This is a genomic window from Clostridium thermopalmarium DSM 5974 (genome assembly GCF_002995795.1).
Classification (GTDB): Bacteria; Bacillota; Clostridia; order Clostridiales; family Clostridiaceae; genus Clostridium_H; species Clostridium_H thermopalmarium.
Window position 1 is genome coordinate 1 of sequence record NZ_PVXN01000055.1, and the last position, 17520, is coordinate 17520.

The following is a 17520-nucleotide window of genomic DNA, read 5'->3' on the forward strand; positions in this document are numbered from 1 at the left end:
TACAATTGTCTTTCTAAATTCTTCTGTATAATACTTTTGCCCTTTTGCCATTGTAGACACTTCCTTCCCTTTTTATATTTTAAGGTGTTCGGCTTTTTGTGTCTACACTAATATACTAACACCAATATTATACTAACACCACTTCATCACGAACTCTATATCCAAAATGATGATTAATTTTTTCTAATTCATAATTTATTTCATTTAATATAGAGATTATTTTTTCTATTTCTTCTCTTTTATTTATACAATCAATTACTTTTAAATACTTAGAAGAAATATATGAATTATTCATTTTTAATCCTTTAATGTCTTCAACTATAGTATCAAAGTATTCAAAATTTATATTTAAATTAACTTCATTAAATTCAATAGTATTGGCTCTATCAAGAACCTTTTTACTAAAAGGAAAAGTAGTTTCATCCATGTTTACAGTTCCAACTATATAAAGATTTTCTGGAATATATAAATCACCATATTTTTTTGCAGCTTCTTTATCTTCTCCAAAAGTTTCTATCTTAAAAATTTTTTCAGTAACAATCTTTTCTCCTATCTTTTTTCTTGTTTCCATCAAAGATAAAACATCACTAAAATAATATTCTACTCTAGCTAAGTTCATTTCATCTAGACAAACAAAGTATGGGTTAGTAGGATCATCTATTGCTCTCGTTATAATAGTAGTTAAAGGCCCTTGTAAAAATTTATTATCTATATTTTTATATCCTAACAGATCCGAAGGATCTGACCAATCAGGTCTAACTGGAATTAGCATAAATCTTCCATTTTCACAAGTTGAACCTATGGCCTCTGCAAACAACTGAACTAATTTGCTTTTACCTGTTCCTGAAATCCCTGATAATAATACAAAAGGCTTTGTTTTAAGTGATAAGTAGTAATTTTTTATTAAATCTAAGTCGTAAGTATATCCTTTTGCTAATATGTAGTTATGTATTTGCTCAACAGCATCTTTAATTATCAAATCTTCTTCTTTATTATCATTTGAATCATTTATTCTTTCTTTATAGTAAAGTTCAAGTTTTGAATATAATATTGAGTTTAGATTTGATATATCTTCTTTATTTAGACTATTCCATAGTTCCTTATTAAAACACAAATACTCTTGATCATCTATTTGTTCTTTATATACATATCCTTGATTATTAATAACTTTATAAGCATTTTCATTCATTATAGACTTTACTATATCTACTGATAAACTATTAATTTTTTGAGCAATTTTACTATCACTACTTTCAACTAATAGTCCATCGCTATGCCTTTTAATATAAAAATTTGCTATGTCATTGCAAATTTTTTCATAATCACCTTTGCCTTCAGCGTTTACATTGTTTAAAAGTTTTATTAACAGAATTAATTTATATGATTTCTGATAGTTATTGCCTAATGAATTTTTATCACCTATATAATTAAAAAACTTTTCTTTTATACTCATAGTATCCTCTGACTCTGTTATTAATTTTACATTTAGCTTGTATGGTTTGTCTGATTTATAAAATTCTATATATTCATTTATATTATCTTGATCTTGTGAACTGTTTGCTTCAAGAATATAATAACTTTTCTTAAACTTACTTTTTAGATATTTTGCAATATCAGAATTAACACCATATCTTATCTGCAAAACATCATCATTTCTCTTTTGAACATTTATATTTCTTATTTCAGCTTCTGCTGAAAAATCATCAAATTCCATTATTATCTTTTTTGCTTTACCTAGGGATATATATCCTTCAGGAATTATACTTAAAAAGCTTTTTCTATATTCTATCGGTATATGTATACCATATTTGAATAATGATAAATCTACTCTTTTTCTTGCTATAATATTATCTATATTGGGCTTACTCCAGCTATCCACTTGACATAACACATCCTTCAATTATAAATTCTAATAGTTATATAATTGCATGATTTTTGTTTATAATTTTACATACTTGTTCCATTACTTTTATATTATCACATACTATTACAATATACACAATTTTGAACAATAAAAAAGCACATATCCACAATTGTCTTGCAGTTATGTGCTCTTTTTTATAATAACGATATTAATATCACCCTTACTTTACATATTTTTAAGTTTCTCAATTACCAACACATCTGCTGGAATCCATCTTAGGTTGTCCACTTCATCTAAATTTACCCATTTAGCATCATTATGAGCATTTAAATGCAGCTCTCCACCACAAATATCACATATAAAACAGTGCATTGTAAGATGAAAATTTGGATAATCATAATCAATAGTAGTTAAATATTTAGATATTTTAATATCTAATTCCAGTTCTTCTTTAATCTCGCGAATAAGAGCTTCTTCTTGAGTTTCTCCATCTTCAATTTTACCGCCTGGAAATTCCCACATATCTTTAAATTCTCCGTAACTGCGGCGAGTAATAAATATTTTATTATCATGCTTCATAATTGCTGCAACAACTTCTATATTTTTCATATGTATCACCACCTAGTAAGTTTAAATTTCAACACTCAATATAACAATCACGCCTCTTACTCATCACCTGGATAAAAATTTTATTAGGTTTTAGTTAACGTTATAATCATATATTATACATTTAATATTCTAATATCATTATGCAGATTTCTCAAGGCAAGTCTGAAAACTAATTGCTTGGCCATATATTCTTTAAATACTAAGTATTACACCCTTGAAGTGATTATGATAAAATTATAGATATTCACCTATTAAACAAAAGAGGTGCTAATATGGATTTAAAAGAAAAAGTAAGAAATCTGCCTTTGTGCCCTGGAATATATTTTATGAAAGATTCCCTTGGAAATGTTATATACGTAGGAAAGTCTAAATGCTTAAAAAAAAGAGTACAATCCTATTTTTATAATTCAAAAGCCCACAGCACTAAGGTGCAAAAACTTGTAAAAAATCTTAAGGATTTTGATTTTATAATTACAGACACAGAATTTGAAGCTCTTATGATGGAATGTAAGTATATCAAGAAACTGAAGCCTACATACAACAGACTTATGAAAAGCCCGCTATCCTATATTTATATTAAAATTGAAACTGATAAAACCTATCCTAATATAGATATTGTAAGCTTTGTAGATGATGATAATAGTCTGTACTTTGGTCCATTTACTAATAAAAATCTAGTTGAAAAGACTGTGCTTGGCATAAAAGATTTCTATAAAATACTTTGCAATAATCCCTCTAAAAGAAGTAGTTCATGTCTAAACTATTTTTTAGGAAAGTGTATAGGGATGTGCTCAGGAGATTCTGTATCTGTAAAATATCAAAATGTAATTAACAAGATCATAGGTCTATTTCAGGGTACTGATATGGATATGCTTAAAGAAATAAAACAAGAAATGCTTCATGCTTCTGAAAACTTAGATTTCGAAACTGCAGCAAAATATAGGGATATAATAGATTCAATCAAAGTGCTTATAAGTAAAGAAAGAGTTGTAGACTTTGCAGAAAAAAATAGAAATATAGTTATGATAGAAAGACTAGATGTCTGCATTTTTAAATTGTTTCTTATTAAAAGAAATAAAATACTTTTTAGCACAAAATATAATTTTAATAAAGCAAATATTGAACAAATATTAAAAATGATAAAAACCAATATTTTAGACAACTTTAAGCCTGAAATATTCAATGACTTGCTGGAGATTACCAAAGATGAGATAGACGAAGCGGATATAATTTACAGTTATTTAAAAAACAATAAATGTAAATATACTGTAATTTCTCAAGAATGGCTTGCACCTAATAATATTCACAATATAGATGATGCTATTTTTAATCTGCTTAACTCTGTTTAACAAAATCAAAGGAGCTAAGTATCTAATGATTACTTAACTCCTTTTATATTATTTTTCTAACTCTCCTTCATACATGTCAGTTCCACCTGTCACAACCTTTACTTTAAATCCTTTTAACCTAAGTTCGCTACAGGTAATGCTGCTTCTTCTTCCTGTTTGGCAAATTATGTAGTATTCTTTATCCTTATCTAAAAAGTTGTCTGGGTCTTTCAACATATCCTTCATTGGCATATTTTTCGCCGTTGGAATATGCCCACTTTCATATTCGAAAGATTCTCTTATATCTATTAAATTTATTTTTCCAAGTAGTTCTTCTAAATCATTAACATCTATTTTGTCCATTATATTTCATCACCCAAAGTAATTATAACAGAGTATTTTTTTAATATCCACGATTATAGTCACATTATTATATATTAATTTCTTTATATATTTCTCCATCTAATGTCTTTATCTTAAATACATTATCCTCTAATACTGCACAGCAATGAGGTGTATCATCCTTTGGTATGGCAATAGAGCCTGGATTTATTATAAATATGCCATTCTCTTTTTTAGCTACAGGTACATGTATATGCCCATAGATTAGCACATCTCCCTCACTTAGGTTTGGAAGATTTTCTTCATTATATATATGACCATGAGTTAAAAAAAGCCTTCTTCCATTATATAAAACTATAGAATAATCGCTCATAATAGGATACTCAATAAGCATCTGGTCCACTTCGCTGTCACAATTTCCGCGAACTGCAATAATCTTATCTTTGTAGTTGTTTAATATCCTTGCCACTTCTTGTGGATTATACTCCTTTGGCATAGGATTCCTAGGTCCATGATATAGTTCGTCCCCTAATATAATTATATAATCTGCATCTTCCTTCTTATACTGTTCCATAACCTTATTTAAATAATATAAAGATCCGTGAATATCTGAAATAAAAAATAATTTCATATGTTCAATTCCTTTCTGTACTATGTTTCTGTCTTTTATATATCTTACCATAATTTATATATGAATAAACTTGCTTTCAATAAAATTTCATGAACGCCCTTACCACCTAAATGCATAGCATTTTAAAGCGTGGGTATTCTTTTCTATTTAAAAAAATCCAATATGGCTATTCTCTACAAAAAAGATCTATAAGTTCTTCTCGAGATAATCTATTTAACATAATTCCTTCCTTAAAATCTCTGGTAAGCACATTATGAGCTAATTCTTTTTTCTCTTCCTGAAGGAGAACTATTTTTTCCTCTATAGTACCTCTAGACACTAACTTCACAACTTCAACTACATTCTTTTGACCGATTCTATGCGCTCTATCTGTTGCTTGATTTTCTACTGCTGGGTTCCACCAAGGATCAAAATGAATTACAAGATTAGCGCTGGTTAAATTAAGTCCTGTCCCACCTGCCTTTAATGAAATCAAAAACACCTTAACTTTGCTGCTCTTGTTAAACTCATTTACAAGCCTAATTCTTTCTTTAGAAGAAGTTGCACCATCTAAATAATAGTACTTAATTTCTCTCTCTTTTAAAGTTTCTCCTATTATTTTCAATGCAGAAGTAAACTGAGAGAAAAGAAGAGTTTTGCCACCAGAATCTATATTCTCCTCTACTAAATCCAGTGCAATTTTAATTTTTCCACTTCCGCCTTTATACTCATTAAATACAAGAGATGGTTCAAGACAAATCTGCCGCAACCTTGTTAAATAAGAAAAAATTGGAATATTTCCATCTAAATCATTTTTTATTCTTTCTCTTACATTTTTTATGTAAGCCTTATATACTGCCTTCTGCTTGGGTGTCATTTCAACTAATATTTTCTTTTCTATTTTATCTGGCAGATCCTCTATAACCTCACTTTTAGTTCTTCTCAGAATAAACGGCTTTATCATAAGCCTAAGGCCTTCTAAATTTGAATCCTCATCTAAAATAAATTTATCATGAAATACTTCCCTAGAATAAAGATATCCCGGCATTATAAAATCAAATATGGACCAAAGCTCCATCAAATTGTTTTCTATAGGAGTTCCTGTTAAAGCAAATTTAACCTTAGCATTTACCATTTTTACAGCTAGAGTGCTTTGAGATAAAGGATTTTTTATATTTTGAGCCTCATCTATGATACAATAATCAAAGATTAAATCTTTATATCTATCTATATTATTTCTTAAAGTACCATAGGTGGTTAAAATCAAATCATACTCATCTAAAGCATCCATAGCCTTTGCTTGCTCCATTGTGCTGCCATGGATAATACCAACTTTAAGAGAGGGGGCAAATCTTTCTATTTCGCTTTTCCAATTATATATAATAGATGTAGGGGTTATTATTAAAGATTTTTTATTCTTTTCACTAAGAAGAAAAGCTATAGTTTGGATAGTCTTCCCAAGTCCCATCTCGTCTGCTAAAATTCCACCTAATCCTAACTCACTTAATCCTTTAAGCCATCTAAATCCCTTAACTTGATATTCTCTAAGCTTTGCTTTTAGATTTTTAGGAATAGGTGCTTCATCATTTATACCAGTTTCTCTTTTTTCTATGTAATCTAATAATTCTGATCCCCAGCCAAATTTATATTCTCTATTCTTTAGTTTTTCAGCCATATATAAAGCTTTACTTTTAGCTATATAACTATAGCCATCATCTAGTTTTTCCTCTAAATTTAGCGTTTCAATTAAGCTAAAAAAGTTTTGTATATCTTCATCTTCAAGATCTATGAACTTATTGTCCTTAGTTTTATAAAACCTGCTACCTTTTTTATAACTCTGAAATATATTTGGAAGTTCATCTCTATCTACATCTCCTATGGCATAATTAAATTTAAAATATTCATCTTCCTCATATAAATCTATTTTAATAGAACTTCCATCATATATCTTTACATTTTCAAAGCCCTTGCCTAAAATAAGAGTTCCTAATGATGTTATAATATTTTCTTTTTTATTCATAATATTGAAAATATCTTCATCATCCCCAATAAATAAAAGCCTATCTTCTCTTCTTATAAATTTATAGTATTCAAGTTTCATAAGAGCCTTTTCTTCCATTTTAAAATCTCTTATAAGCTGAGTCTTTCTGCTGCCTTTTTTTAATATATTAATCTTTTCATTATTATAAGTTGCATATACGCTGCAATAAATATTTTCTTCCTCTTTGTAGATTAAAAACTCTAACTTAGACGAGTCTGCTGCAAATTTCCTTACATCCTCCGATAAGATAATATCCTTGGAAATACTGCTTATTAGCGAAATAATTTTATTGTAGTTTTCCATATTCTTATGAAATAATATTTTCCCGTATTTTTTTAATTTAGGATATAGAATAAGGTATCTTTTAATTTGATTTTGTGAAGGTAAGTATATTTCATTATTAAACAGATAGACACTATTATCCTCATTTAATGGAATAGGAAATCTTTTATGAGTAGTCAACTTAAAATGTTCATCATCTTCTTTTAATGTAAAGCTTAATGGCAAATCTTCCATGAGCACAGTTGAATTATACTCAATTCCATTATACTTTAACTGCACTTTGTTTCCTGCAGCACACTCTAAAAATCCTCTCAATTCATTAGGATGTAAAATTATATTTCTTCCTGAAATATAATTTCTATCATCTTTTTTATCATATTTTCTTATAAAATCTATTATTTTTATATAAGATTGCGAAATGCTATGTTCATTTGGATTATATATGAATTCATTGTTAAAGTATATGTATTTCCCATCATCATAGTCATGAATAAATTTTTTCAAATCTCTTATTAAATGTTTATGATTTATGCCTATTCTAAACTCTAGTTCGTAGGTAGTTACTCCTTTCCATAACTTATGAATTATCTTTGTATCAATACCTACTCCTGTTTTTTTAATTTTATTTTTAGATATAGCATCTGTTAAATCCTGCTTTTTCACTCTTCTTTTATTCATTAAACTTAAAAACTTATATACGGTTCCTGTTAAATGTTCACACATAAAAAGGGGCTGATTTTTAGAGAACTCTTTAAAATCATCACAAGTACATCTCACACCTTCTAACTTTTTATTTTTAAGATTTAATTTTATATGAGTACTCAATTCCTTGTGATTTATTTCATTTGATACATTGCCATAAATATGATATGTATTTTCTATGTTCCTTCCCTTTACACTGGATACTAGCCCTTTCTTTAAAAGTTCTTTTCCCATTTCTCTTCTTATACTTGAAGCTGGTGTTAAAATTATTGTTTCTAGTTCTTTTAGATTCATTCTATACCCCCTCCCCTTTATAGATAATATATATAGTCCAGCCGCTTTTACCTCTAATAGCTGCTGGACTATATGTACCTTTTTTTATTCTATTCTTCCACAAAGCTTGGCTCATATATTTCTACTCCATACTTTTTTTCAATATGGCTGCTATGGAATTCAACTTTTGCAGTTCTGCATCTATTTGCTGAATTTCAGACAATTGCTGATTAAAAGTATCTGTAGTATACATAATGCTTTTAGATATTTTGTTTACTGAAGATTTTATTTGAGTTAATATATTGTTTATCTTGTTTACTGATTCGCTGCTTGAATTAGATAACTTTCTGATTTCATTAGCTACAACACTAAATCCTTTTCCATATTCTCCTGCCCTTGAAGCTTCTATAGCTGCATTCAATCCAAGAAGATTTGTCTGGTGAGCTACATTTTTTATAAAACTTAAGACATCATTTGTATCTTCTGCTCTGTTTTCAGCTTCATGAAGCTCTGACAAAATCTTATTATTTGAATTCACTGTATTTTCTATGCCCGATGAAACTTCACTTGAAATCTTTGTTATTTCTTCTAATGAATGCGACAAAGTTCTAGATAAGTTTAGCATTTCATAATATCTCTTTAGGCTTTTTACTAGTACTATACTTCCTACTATAGAGCCATTATCATCTTTTACAGGTATTCCTATAGCCTTTATCTCTACTCCGAAAACCTCCTTAGGTACTATTAGAGACACTACTTTCTTTGCCTTTATACATTCATAGGCTGCACCGCCTGGCCTTAAAGGGTCTCCTGGTTTTGCATTCATATTTATATTTTCGCTGTTTACAACCCTAAGAAAATATTCTGTTGTAGAAATGGTAAATGCTATTTCATCTTCAAAAAATGCCTGCATATAAGGTATTAATTCATTAAAAGCCTTTTGTACCTTATTTTTTATTTCTAGCTCCATTCTTATCCCCCCTTCTTTAGGCAATACTGCCATATACTATTTTTATTATATCACTATTATTTACTTTTGCATTTCTATTTTATAAAACTTACCAAATCATATTGATTGTACAAAAATAATATATTCATACAATCAATAAAAAATTATCCAGAAGCTTTTCTTATTGCTGCTGGATAATTTTTCATATGTTATCTTTCTTCTTTATGAGGTTTTGGCATCACTTCTCTCATAGATTCAGCTTGCTTTTGTGTGATTATCCCTTCTTTCACCATCTGTTCTAGTATATCTTTACCTTTTAAAGCGTTCTTCATATACTCTTTCCTTTGCTCTGGAGACATGTTTTTCGCTTTTTTATGTAATTCTTTAATCTCCTCATCCTGCTTTTGCAACTTTTCTATGAATTTATTTGCTTGTTCTTGAGTTATTGTTTTATCCTTTACTAATTCATTAAGATCTTTAGTTATCTTCTCTCTTCTTAAAAGCATTCTTTTATCTCTATTTTTCTCTCTAATATCATCTGCCTCTTCTTTTGTAATAATTCCTTTCTTTACCATATCATCAAATAAAACTCTATATTGTCTTTCATCTTTGTTTTTCTTAATATAGGAAAGTACATTATCAGCCTTCTCTTGTGTAAGCTTTCTTTCTTTAACTAATTCCTTTAAAGATTCCTTTAATAAATTTTTATGCTCTCTTCTTCTGCAACAGCTTTCACTTACAGAAGGCCCATTTAAACTCTCTAGAAGCTGCATAAGTTACTTGTGAAATGCTGCTAAGTCCCATGGATAAAAGTACTGCTCCAATAGCTAATCCATTTAACACATTATTCTTCTTATTGTTTTTCTTACTTTTATTCATTTTTCATCTCCTCCTTCGTTTTTACTTTTCCCACCTTCTTTCTTTATTATGTACTTCATACATAATCTCTATCATTTTTACTTATAAATAAGTCTTTTATATTTTTTATCGCCATACATAAAAACATATGTTTCCAGTATATAGAATATGTGTTTTTAAATAAGCATCACTTATTTAATTAATCTCATTAATTCACTTAATTCCTCCTTAGTCAAATTCCTCCACTGTCCAATTTTTAAGTTTCCAAGCTTAATATTCATAATTCTAATGCGCTTCAATTTAACTACCTTATAACCAAAGACTTGACACATTCTTCTTATTTGACGATTAAGTCCTTGAGTTAAAATTATATTAAAAACTGTATCATTTATACGTCTTACCTTGCAAGGCTTAGTTTTTGTTCCTAAAATTTTAACTCCGCTTGCCATACCATTTAAAAAGGAACCCGTAATAGGTTTATCTACTGTTACTATATATTCCTTTTCATGATTATTCTCTGATCTTAAAATCTTATTTACTATATCTCCATCATTAGTAAGCAAAATTAAACCTTGAGAATCCTTATCCAATCTACCTATAGGAAATATACGCTCTTTGTGATCAACAAAATCAATAATATTTCCTTTCACATGCCTTTCTGTAGTACTTATAATTCCTACTGGCTTATTTAAAGCTATATATACTGGCTTTCTTTTTTTACCTATTTGCTTACCATCAAGTTTTACAACATCTCCCGCCTCTACATTGCTTCCCAGCTCTGCAATTTTTCCGTTAATAGTAACCCTTTTTGCTTTAATATATTCATCTGCTTCTCTTCTTGAACATATACCTGTTTCGCTAATAAATTTATTAATTCTCATTTTAGGACCCTTTCTAGTCAGTCATATATCTAATTCTTAATGCTATTATATATCCTAATTTATCATATAATACATGATATCATTCCAACCATAAGAAATCTAGAGTTTGCAAAATGAATTTATTCATACAAAGTAATTAATAATCCTTCGCCAATATTTATTAATAATTTATCAATATATATTGACATTATTTAATAATATGTTAATATATATACTAATATAGTGATAATATATCAATTAAGACTCAATTTATTAACCAAATTAATTTTTATGCTTTTATAAATGGGGGGGCGATTTTTTATGAATTTAGTAAACAAAACAGACACTATTTTTATGATTTTTGCAGCAGCATTAGTGTTTTTAATGACACCAGGGTTAGCTTTATTTTACGGGGGCATGGTTAGAAGGAAAAACATACTAAGCACTACTATGCACAGTTATGCTGCTATAGCATTGATTTCAATTCAATGGATATTAATTGGTTACACTTTGTGCTTTGGAACAGATATTGGGGGTTTAATAGGAGATTTTAGATGGCTAGGGCTAAAAGGAGTAAATTTTATACCAAATGCAGCTTATGCCTCAAACATTCCTCAACAAATATTTATGTTATTTCAACTTATGTTTGCTATAATAACTCCCGCTTTAATTTCTGGAGCTATAGCAGAAAGAATGAGATTTTTACCTTTTGTAATTTTTATTTTACTTTGGACCACTTTTGTTTATGATCCTTTAGCACATTGGGTATGGGGTGCTGGAGGTTGGATAAGAAACTTAGGGGCTTTAGATTTTGCAGGTGGAAATGTTATTCATATCAGTTCAGGTATTTCAGGTTTAGTTTTAGCCATAGTACTAGGAAAAAGAAAAAAATCAGGAGAAGCTGCACCTAGTAATTTGCCAATGACCATGCTAGGAGCCGGAATATTGTGGTTTGGATGGATTGGATTTAATGCTGGAAGTGCATTAGGCGTAAATGATATAGCATTAAATGCATTTATTACTACCAATACTTCAGCTGCTTCGGGAGCTATTGGCTGGAGTTTATGTGAATTGTTTACTAAAAAGAAGGTAACTTCCTTAGGTGTGGCCAGTGGAGCCATTGCTGGTCTTGTATCTATAACTCCTGGAGCTGGATTTGTAAGTCCATTGTCAGCCATGTTGATTGGTCTTATAGGAGGTATTATATGCTTCTTTGCAGTGACTGTTATGAAAAATAGATTTAGGTATGATGATGCTTTAGATGCTTTTGGATGTCATGGAATTGGTGGAATATGGGGAGGAATAGCTACTGGAATATTTGCTTCAAAAGCTGTAAATCCTGATGGAGCTAATGGATTAATATTGGGAAACTTTAAATTATTAGAAGTTCAATTGATTTCAATAATAGCTACAGTTATTTTTGCAGCAATAATGACATTTGTAATCATAAAATTTATAAGTAAATTTATTGACATAAGGGTAACTGAGGAAGCAGAAGAAACTGGCCTAGATATGTCAGAGCATTCCGAAGAAGCTTATGGTGATATTGCCGTGTAAAAAGAGTAGAATTAAACAAAAACAGCTAATTATTCGAGTGAGCCTTTTTAGGCTCACTCATGTCCATTTTCTTCCAATTCTTTTCTATCTATCATAGAGTTATAAGCCATTCCAGCCAAAATTAATAATCCTCCAACAACTTTTCCCTTAGATATTTCCATACCAGTAAGATAATCCAATACAATTCCAGTAAAAAGCTGGCCAATAAAGATAAGCAAGGTTGAGTATATAGTAGGAATTTTAGGTATTATAATATTCGATATAATAACCACCATGACTCCTAAAAATCCTCCAAAATAAGCCCAAGCCGGTATACTATGAAGTTTTTCACCGAATGCCACTTTTCTCTCAATAATAAACACTAATATAAGAGCAGAAATCACTCCCACAAAAAAGTTTACAAAACTCGATTGAAATGCTCCTATTCTTTTCCCTAAACTCGAATTTACTATCATAGAAAGAAGGGTTAGTACACCAGAAGCAAAAGCTAAAATTATGTATATCATTTCTAATATTCCTTTCTAGTAAATTATCATAATAGCTATTCCTGTAAAAGCTAGTCCAAAGCCTATGAGTTTTTCTCTTTTAAAATGATATTTATCCATTCCAAGTAATCCAAAATGATCTATAATAACTGCGGCAACTGATTGACCAAGTAATCCTAATGATAAACTTAAAGATACTCCTAAATTTTTATAGCATACATTGTTGAATAAAGTTAACACAACACCTATAGTACCACCAGAGAATAAATAAAATGGAATTCTTCTTTTTAAATTAATTCCTTTCCCTTTGCCTATTAATATTACACTTATTGTAATGAGAGCTACAATCTGTGTTATAAGCACTCCTAAATAGTCACCAACATAACTTGCAAGAGTTCCATTAAAACTTACCATAACTGCAATTATTAATCCTATAAAAACTGCGGATAGTTTATACATATCATATTCACTTCCTTTGATGCTTCTCTCTTCTATTAAATATAATAACTTATTTTGGATATCAAAACAATCTTTTCCAAAGAAAAATAGGAGATAACTAACTCTTAGCTATCTCCTATTTCTTAAAATATTTCTTCTATTGCTTAACTTGTGACCAAATCCTATCAAATTCAGTTATAGATTCTCCTATATCCTTTAAATACTCACCCTTTGCAACTTCTTCCTCTGGCGGATAAACCGCTTCATCAGAAAGCATTTCTTCGTCCATAAGTTTCTGAGCCTCTTTATTAGGATTTCCATATGGAAATGCTTTAGATATTTCAGCTGAAATTTCTGGATCCATTACAAAGTTTATAAATAGCTCAGCAGCTTTAATATTTTTTGCATCCTTAGGAATTACAAAATTATCCTGCTGAAGAAAGAGTCCTTCTTTTGGTATTACATATTTAACATTAGGATTTTCTCTTCTTGCAAGAGAACCTTCTGCTCCCCAAGCAAATATAACCTTGGCTTCTCCATTTATAAGAGAAGTCTTTGGACTATCGCTGTCGTAAGCCTTAATGTTAGGTTGAAGCTTTTTAAGCTCTTCCTTTGCCTTTGCCAAAGCTTCTGGAGAAGTCTCATTTATGGAATATCCAAGTTTCTTTAGTGTAATACCTATAATAGCTCTTTGGTCATCTAATATTGTCAATGAATTTTTAAATTCATCTTTCCATAAATCAGCATAGCTTGTTATAGCTCCCTCTGGAATCTTAGAGCTGTCATAGGCTATTATCCCAGCAAGCCACATATATGGCAAACTGTATTTATTACCTTTATCAAAAGGTAAATTCATAAATTGAGGATCTATATTTTTTAGATTTGGAATATTATCCTTATTAATCTCTCTGATTAAATTCTGCTTTTTAAGGATTTCCACCATAAAGTCACTGGCTACAGCAATATCATAATCTCCTCCACCTGCCATAAGCTTTGCAAGCATCTCTTCATTAGATGAAAAAGTGCTGTAGTTAACCTTTATATTGTAAGTCTCCTCAAATTTATCTATGACAGACTCAGGAAGATATTCAGACCAGTTAAATACATTTAGTACTTCCTTTGGTGCATCATTCGCCTTAGCAAATTCCCAGATTCCATAGCTTGCCCCTGAAATCACAAGTACAATAGAAAGCACCACTGTACCTATTTTTTTCATGTTAAGATTAACATTCTTCAAAGCTGAGGATAATCCTATTACAACAAAGGTAAACACAATGATTATTGTAGATAAAGCATTTATTTCAGGAGTTACCCCAAACTTAACCATTGAAAATACCTTAAGCGGAAGAGTTGTACTTCCTGCTCCTGCAACGAAGAAACTTATAATTACATCATCTAAAGATAACGTAAATGCAAGCAGTGCCCCACCAATAACTCCAGGCATAATTATAGGTAGTGTAACATAAAAAAATGTCTGCATAGGTGTTGCACCTAAATCTAGTGCAGCTTCTTCTACAGATATATCAAAGCCATCTAACCTTGTCCTTACAACTGCTATTACATAAGCTATGCTAAAAGTTATATGTGCAATAATTAAAGTAACTCTTCCAAGAGGCATATTTATAACTGAGAAAAAAGCAAGCAGTGATATACCCATAACTATTTCTGGTATAACTAAAGGTATATTCAGCACAGAATCTATTATATTTTTTCCTCTAAATTTATATCTATAAAGTCCTATTGCAGCTAATGTACCTATAATAGTAGCAATTATAGTACTTATAATTGCTACTATTAATGAGTTCTTTACCGCTTCTAATATACCAGCATTATGCATTAAGCTCTCATACCACTTAAATGTAAATCCTGTCCAAACTACATTAAGCTTAGATTCATTAAATGAGAAGACTATAAGCACCATTATAGGAATATATAAAAACATGTATATTAATAATGCATACATTCCTTTAAGTATTTTTCCTGTTGAACCTTTCACCTTCTATAACACCTCCCATTTATTTTTATTGCCGCTAAATTTAGTGTAATAGAAGATTAATATTATCATTACTATCATGAGAATAACAGATATAGCTGATCCAAAAGGCCAGTCTCTTGCGGTTAAAAATTGGTTCTTAACCAAATTACTCATAAGCACAACTTTGCTTCCTCCCATTAAATCTGTTATAAAAAACAATCCAAGGGTTGGAACAAACACCAAAAGAGAACCTGATAATATACCTCCCTTTGTAAGAGGAAGCGTTATCTTCAAAAATTTATTTAACGGACTTGCTCCTAAGTCATCTGCGGCTTCTAAAAGGCTCATATCTAGTTTTTCAATTGATGAATAAAGAGGAAGTACCATAAATGGGAACATCATGTATAGCATTCCTATCATTACAGCTATGTTATTATACATAAGATGTAAAGGTTCATTTATTAATCCTATTCCTAAAAGAATATGATTTAAAATCCCCTCAGTTCTTAACAATATTATCATAGCATAGGTTCTTACCAAGGAGTTTGTCCAGAATGGTAATATAATCAATAATAAAAATAATGGTTTTAATCTTTTTCCAGCCCGTGCAATTATAAATGCAAAAGGATATCCAAGTACCAAACATATTACAGTAGTAGCTAATCCTATCAAAAGTGATTTAATAAATATGGTAATATAAAGTTTATTAAATATTCTAGCATAGTTATTCAATGTAAATTTAAATATAATATTTCCTGTTTCTCCTCTTGAAGAAAAGCTGACTATAAGAATTAAAATTAATGGTACTATGAAAAATGCTAACATCCATAAAGTTACTGGCATTACCGTTGCTATCATGCCTGCCTTTTCTTTAAGCTTGTTCATTATTCTGCTAAGGGAATTTCTATTTTCCATCTTCACTACCTCCCTTAAGCCTTAATAACTACTGTATGCATTGATTTCCAAGTAACAAAATAGTCTTTTACGCCATCTTGGAAATTAAAGCTTTGCCCTATTGGTTCATTTACTATAATTTCTTTACCGTTTTTTAGAATCATTACTGTTTTAACAGAAGAACCAACGTATATTCTTTCCTTCAGCTTACATTGAAGCCATACATCTCCATCTTCTGGCTCTGTCTTTATTTTTATTCTCTCCGGTCTTACTGAAACAGTAAACTTATCTCCTAAATCATAATTTAGATTTGGAATTCTTATTATATCCTGTTCTTCTTCAAGATGAAGTAATACTTCTGTTTCTTTTATCTTAATTACTTCCCCTTCAAGAATATTTGTTTCTCCTAAGAAATCAGCAACGAATTTAGTTTTTGGCCTTTCGTAGAGCTCCTCTGGTACTCCTACCTGCTCTATCACTCCTTTATTCATAACCACTATCCTGTCAGACATAGTTAGTGCCTCTTCTTGATCATGCGTTACAAATATAAAGGTTATGCCAAGGCTCCTTTGAAGATATTTAAGTTCCAATTGCATCTGTTTGCGAAGTTTTAGGTCAAGAGCGCCCAGCGGTTCATCTAGTAGCAGAACCTTTGGATTATTAATTAAGGCTCTAGCAATAGATACACGTTGCTTTTGACCGCCGCTTAGCTGAGATGGCATTCTAGTTTCATACCCTTCTAATCGAACAACCTTGAGCATTTCCAGTACCCTTTTATTAATCTCATCCTTTGGCACCTTTTTCATTTTCAAACCAAAGGCAATATTATCATAAATATTCATATGAGGGAATAAAGCATAGTTTTGAAATGCTGTATTTACAGGCCTTTGATGAGGTGACTTATTAGTAATATTTTCTCCATCTATTATTATTTTTCCACTAGTAGGTGTTTCAAACCCTGCAATCATTCTTAAAGTAGTAGTTTTTCCACAACCACTTGGACCTAATATAGTCAGAAATTCTCCTTTTTTAACCTCAAGGTTTAAGTTATTAACCACCATCTCCTCTTGATCATAAACCTTACAAACATTTAATAATTGAACAAAAATATCTCCTGTCACACCTTAACAACTCCTTTACTAACAATATTTTATATACTTATTTGGTTTTGAGTATTTGTAAAAATTTTTAATTTTTATAAGTAAGTTTAATAAAATAAAAATAAAAACCCCTCATGGCATATTTAAAGCCAAAAAGAAGGTTATTAAATACCATTATAACTATAGTCAAACCTACATATCATAACCCATACGAATATAACATAATTGTTTCTAAATCTCAATAGTTTTTTGCTATTATTCCGCAATTTTTTTAAGTCCATCAAACCATTGAGAAATAAGGGTTTAGCTTACTTTATGCCTATTTTCTAATTTGCTTCTAAAAATAGCAAAAT

The 17520-nt window shown here is 29.9% G+C and carries 15 protein-coding genes and 1 pseudogene; 2 read left to right on the forward strand and 14 right to left on the reverse strand.

Translation table 11 applies throughout. The features are described from left to right. Positions 1-354 precede the first annotated feature (354 nt). Positions 355-946, reverse strand: a pseudogene (locus tag CPAL_RS14295) (McrB family protein); the annotation flags it as partial. A 1143-nt stretch (positions 947-2089) separates the two neighbouring features. Continuing rightward, entirely contained in the window at positions 2090-2473 is a 384-nt protein-coding gene (gene mutT / locus CPAL_RS11145) for an 8-oxo-dGTP diphosphatase MutT (protein ID WP_061859037.1), read from the reverse strand. A gap of 272 nt (positions 2474-2745) precedes the next feature. Between mutT and CPAL_RS11150 the strand changes: the two genes are divergently transcribed. Next, the gene (locus CPAL_RS11150; protein ID WP_061859038.1) at positions 2746-3822 is read left to right on the forward strand and encodes a GIY-YIG nuclease family protein; all 1077 of its coding nucleotides are present in this window, start codon (positions 2746-2748) and stop codon (positions 3820-3822) included. 48 nt (positions 3823-3870) lie between these two features. Here CPAL_RS11150 and CPAL_RS11155 read toward each other — a convergent pair whose 3' ends face one another. From CPAL_RS11155 to rluF, 7 genes are all read right to left on the reverse strand, one after another. Continuing rightward, positions 3871-4164: a rhodanese-like domain-containing protein gene (locus CPAL_RS11155; RefSeq protein ID WP_061859039.1), complete on the reverse strand. Its 294-nt coding sequence runs from the start codon at positions 4162-4164 to the stop codon at positions 3871-3873. A 67-nt stretch (positions 4165-4231) separates the two neighbouring features. Then, the gene (gene yfcE, locus CPAL_RS11160; protein ID WP_061859040.1) at positions 4232-4774 is read right to left on the reverse strand and encodes a phosphodiesterase; all 543 of its coding nucleotides are present in this window, start codon (positions 4772-4774) and stop codon (positions 4232-4234) included. Between the two features lie 166 nt (positions 4775-4940). Further along, positions 4941-8072, reverse strand: coding sequence for a DEAD/DEAH box helicase (locus CPAL_RS11165; RefSeq protein ID WP_106024642.1), 3132 nt, complete (start codon positions 8070-8072; stop codon positions 4941-4943). Positions 8073-8193: 121 nt separating this feature from the next. Next, entirely contained in the window at positions 8194-9054 is an 861-nt protein-coding gene (locus CPAL_RS14205; RefSeq protein WP_207654935.1) for a methyl-accepting chemotaxis protein, read from the reverse strand. Between the two features lie 155 nt (positions 9055-9209). After that, positions 9210-9773, reverse strand: coding sequence for a hypothetical protein (locus CPAL_RS11175; protein ID WP_106024644.1), 564 nt, complete (start codon positions 9771-9773; stop codon positions 9210-9212). Continuing rightward, the gene (locus CPAL_RS13940; protein ID WP_165815382.1) at positions 9733-9879 is read right to left on the reverse strand and encodes a hypothetical protein; all 147 of its coding nucleotides are present in this window, start codon (positions 9877-9879) and stop codon (positions 9733-9735) included. Before CPAL_RS13940 ends, CPAL_RS11175 begins: the two co-directional genes overlap by 41 nt. 170 nt (positions 9880-10049) lie before the next feature. Then, positions 10050-10739, reverse strand: a complete 690-nt coding sequence (gene rluF / locus CPAL_RS11180; protein WP_061859044.1) for a 23S rRNA pseudouridine(2604) synthase RluF — start codon at positions 10737-10739, stop codon at positions 10050-10052. Between the two features lie 300 nt (positions 10740-11039). On the opposite strand from rluF, the gene CPAL_RS11185 reads away from it, so the two are divergent. After that, positions 11040-12275 (forward strand): ammonium transporter, encoded by a 1236-nt coding sequence (locus tag CPAL_RS11185; RefSeq protein WP_061859045.1) that lies wholly within the window; start codon positions 11040-11042, stop codon positions 12273-12275. A 53-nt stretch (positions 12276-12328) separates the two neighbouring features. Here the strand turns inward: CPAL_RS11185 and CPAL_RS11190 are convergent, their stop codons facing one another. From CPAL_RS11190 to CPAL_RS11210, 5 genes are all read right to left on the reverse strand, one after another. Then, positions 12329-12781 carry a DMT family transporter gene (locus CPAL_RS11190; RefSeq protein WP_061859046.1) on the reverse strand — a complete coding sequence of 151 codons (453 nt, stop codon included), beginning with the start codon at positions 12779-12781 and terminating at the stop codon, positions 12329-12331. 15 nt (positions 12782-12796) lie between these two features. Further along, positions 12797-13219 (reverse strand): DMT family transporter, encoded by a 423-nt coding sequence (locus tag CPAL_RS11195; RefSeq protein WP_061859047.1) that lies wholly within the window; start codon positions 13217-13219, stop codon positions 12797-12799. Positions 13220-13355: 136 nt separating this feature from the next. Continuing rightward, positions 13356-15194 carry an extracellular solute-binding protein gene (locus CPAL_RS11200; RefSeq protein WP_423230654.1) on the reverse strand — a complete coding sequence of 613 codons (1839 nt, stop codon included), beginning with the start codon at positions 15192-15194 and terminating at the stop codon, positions 13356-13358. Positions 15195-15197: 3 nt separating this feature from the next. Beyond that, entirely contained in the window at positions 15198-16088 is an 891-nt protein-coding gene (locus CPAL_RS11205) for an ABC transporter permease (protein ID WP_082787909.1), read from the reverse strand. A gap of 14 nt (positions 16089-16102) precedes the next feature. Continuing rightward, a complete protein-coding gene (locus CPAL_RS11210) occupies positions 16103-17128 on the reverse strand; it encodes an ABC transporter ATP-binding protein (RefSeq protein ID WP_106024650.1) in 1026 nt (341 codons plus the stop codon). Between the last annotated feature and the right edge of the window lie 392 nt (positions 17129-17520).

Excerpts from the sequence above, each read along its gene's own strand:
- CPAL_RS11210 (WP_106024650.1), bottom strand. The coding sequence starts at position 17,128 with ATGGTGGTTAATAACTTAAACCTTGAGGTTAAAAAAGGAGAATTTCTG.
- mutT (WP_061859037.1), bottom strand. The coding sequence starts at position 2,473 with ATGAAAAATATAGAAGTTGTTGCAGCAATTATGAAGCATGATAATAAA.
- CPAL_RS11165 (WP_106024642.1), bottom strand. The coding sequence starts at position 8,072 with ATGAATCTAAAAGAACTAGAAACAATAATTTTAACACCAGCTTCAAGT.
- CPAL_RS11185 (WP_061859045.1), top strand. The coding sequence starts at position 11,040 with ATGAATTTAGTAAACAAAACAGACACTATTTTTATGATTTTTGCAGCA.
- rluF (WP_061859044.1), bottom strand. The coding sequence starts at position 10,739 with ATGAGAATTAATAAATTTATTAGCGAAACAGGTATATGTTCAAGAAGA.
- yfcE (WP_061859040.1), bottom strand. The coding sequence starts at position 4,774 with ATGAAATTATTTTTTATTTCAGATATTCACGGATCTTTATATTATTTA.
- CPAL_RS14205 (WP_207654935.1), bottom strand. The coding sequence starts at position 9,054 with ATGGCAGTATTGCCTAAAGAAGGGGGGATAAGAATGGAGCTAGAAATA.
- CPAL_RS11205 (WP_082787909.1), bottom strand. The coding sequence starts at position 16,088 with ATGGAAAATAGAAATTCCCTTAGCAGAATAATGAACAAGCTTAAAGAA.
- CPAL_RS11150 (WP_061859038.1), top strand. The coding sequence starts at position 2,746 with ATGGATTTAAAAGAAAAAGTAAGAAATCTGCCTTTGTGCCCTGGAATA.
- CPAL_RS11155 (WP_061859039.1), bottom strand. The coding sequence starts at position 4,164 with ATGGACAAAATAGATGTTAATGATTTAGAAGAACTACTTGGAAAAATA.
- CPAL_RS11175 (WP_106024644.1), bottom strand. The coding sequence starts at position 9,773 with ATGCAGCTTCTAGAGAGTTTAAATGGGCCTTCTGTAAGTGAAAGCTGT.
- CPAL_RS11195 (WP_061859047.1), bottom strand. The coding sequence starts at position 13,219 with ATGTATAAACTATCCGCAGTTTTTATAGGATTAATAATTGCAGTTATG.
- CPAL_RS11190 (WP_061859046.1), bottom strand. The coding sequence starts at position 12,781 with ATGATATACATAATTTTAGCTTTTGCTTCTGGTGTACTAACCCTTCTT.
- CPAL_RS13940 (WP_165815382.1), bottom strand. The coding sequence starts at position 9,879 with ATGAATAAAAGTAAGAAAAACAATAAGAAGAATAATGTGTTAAATGGA.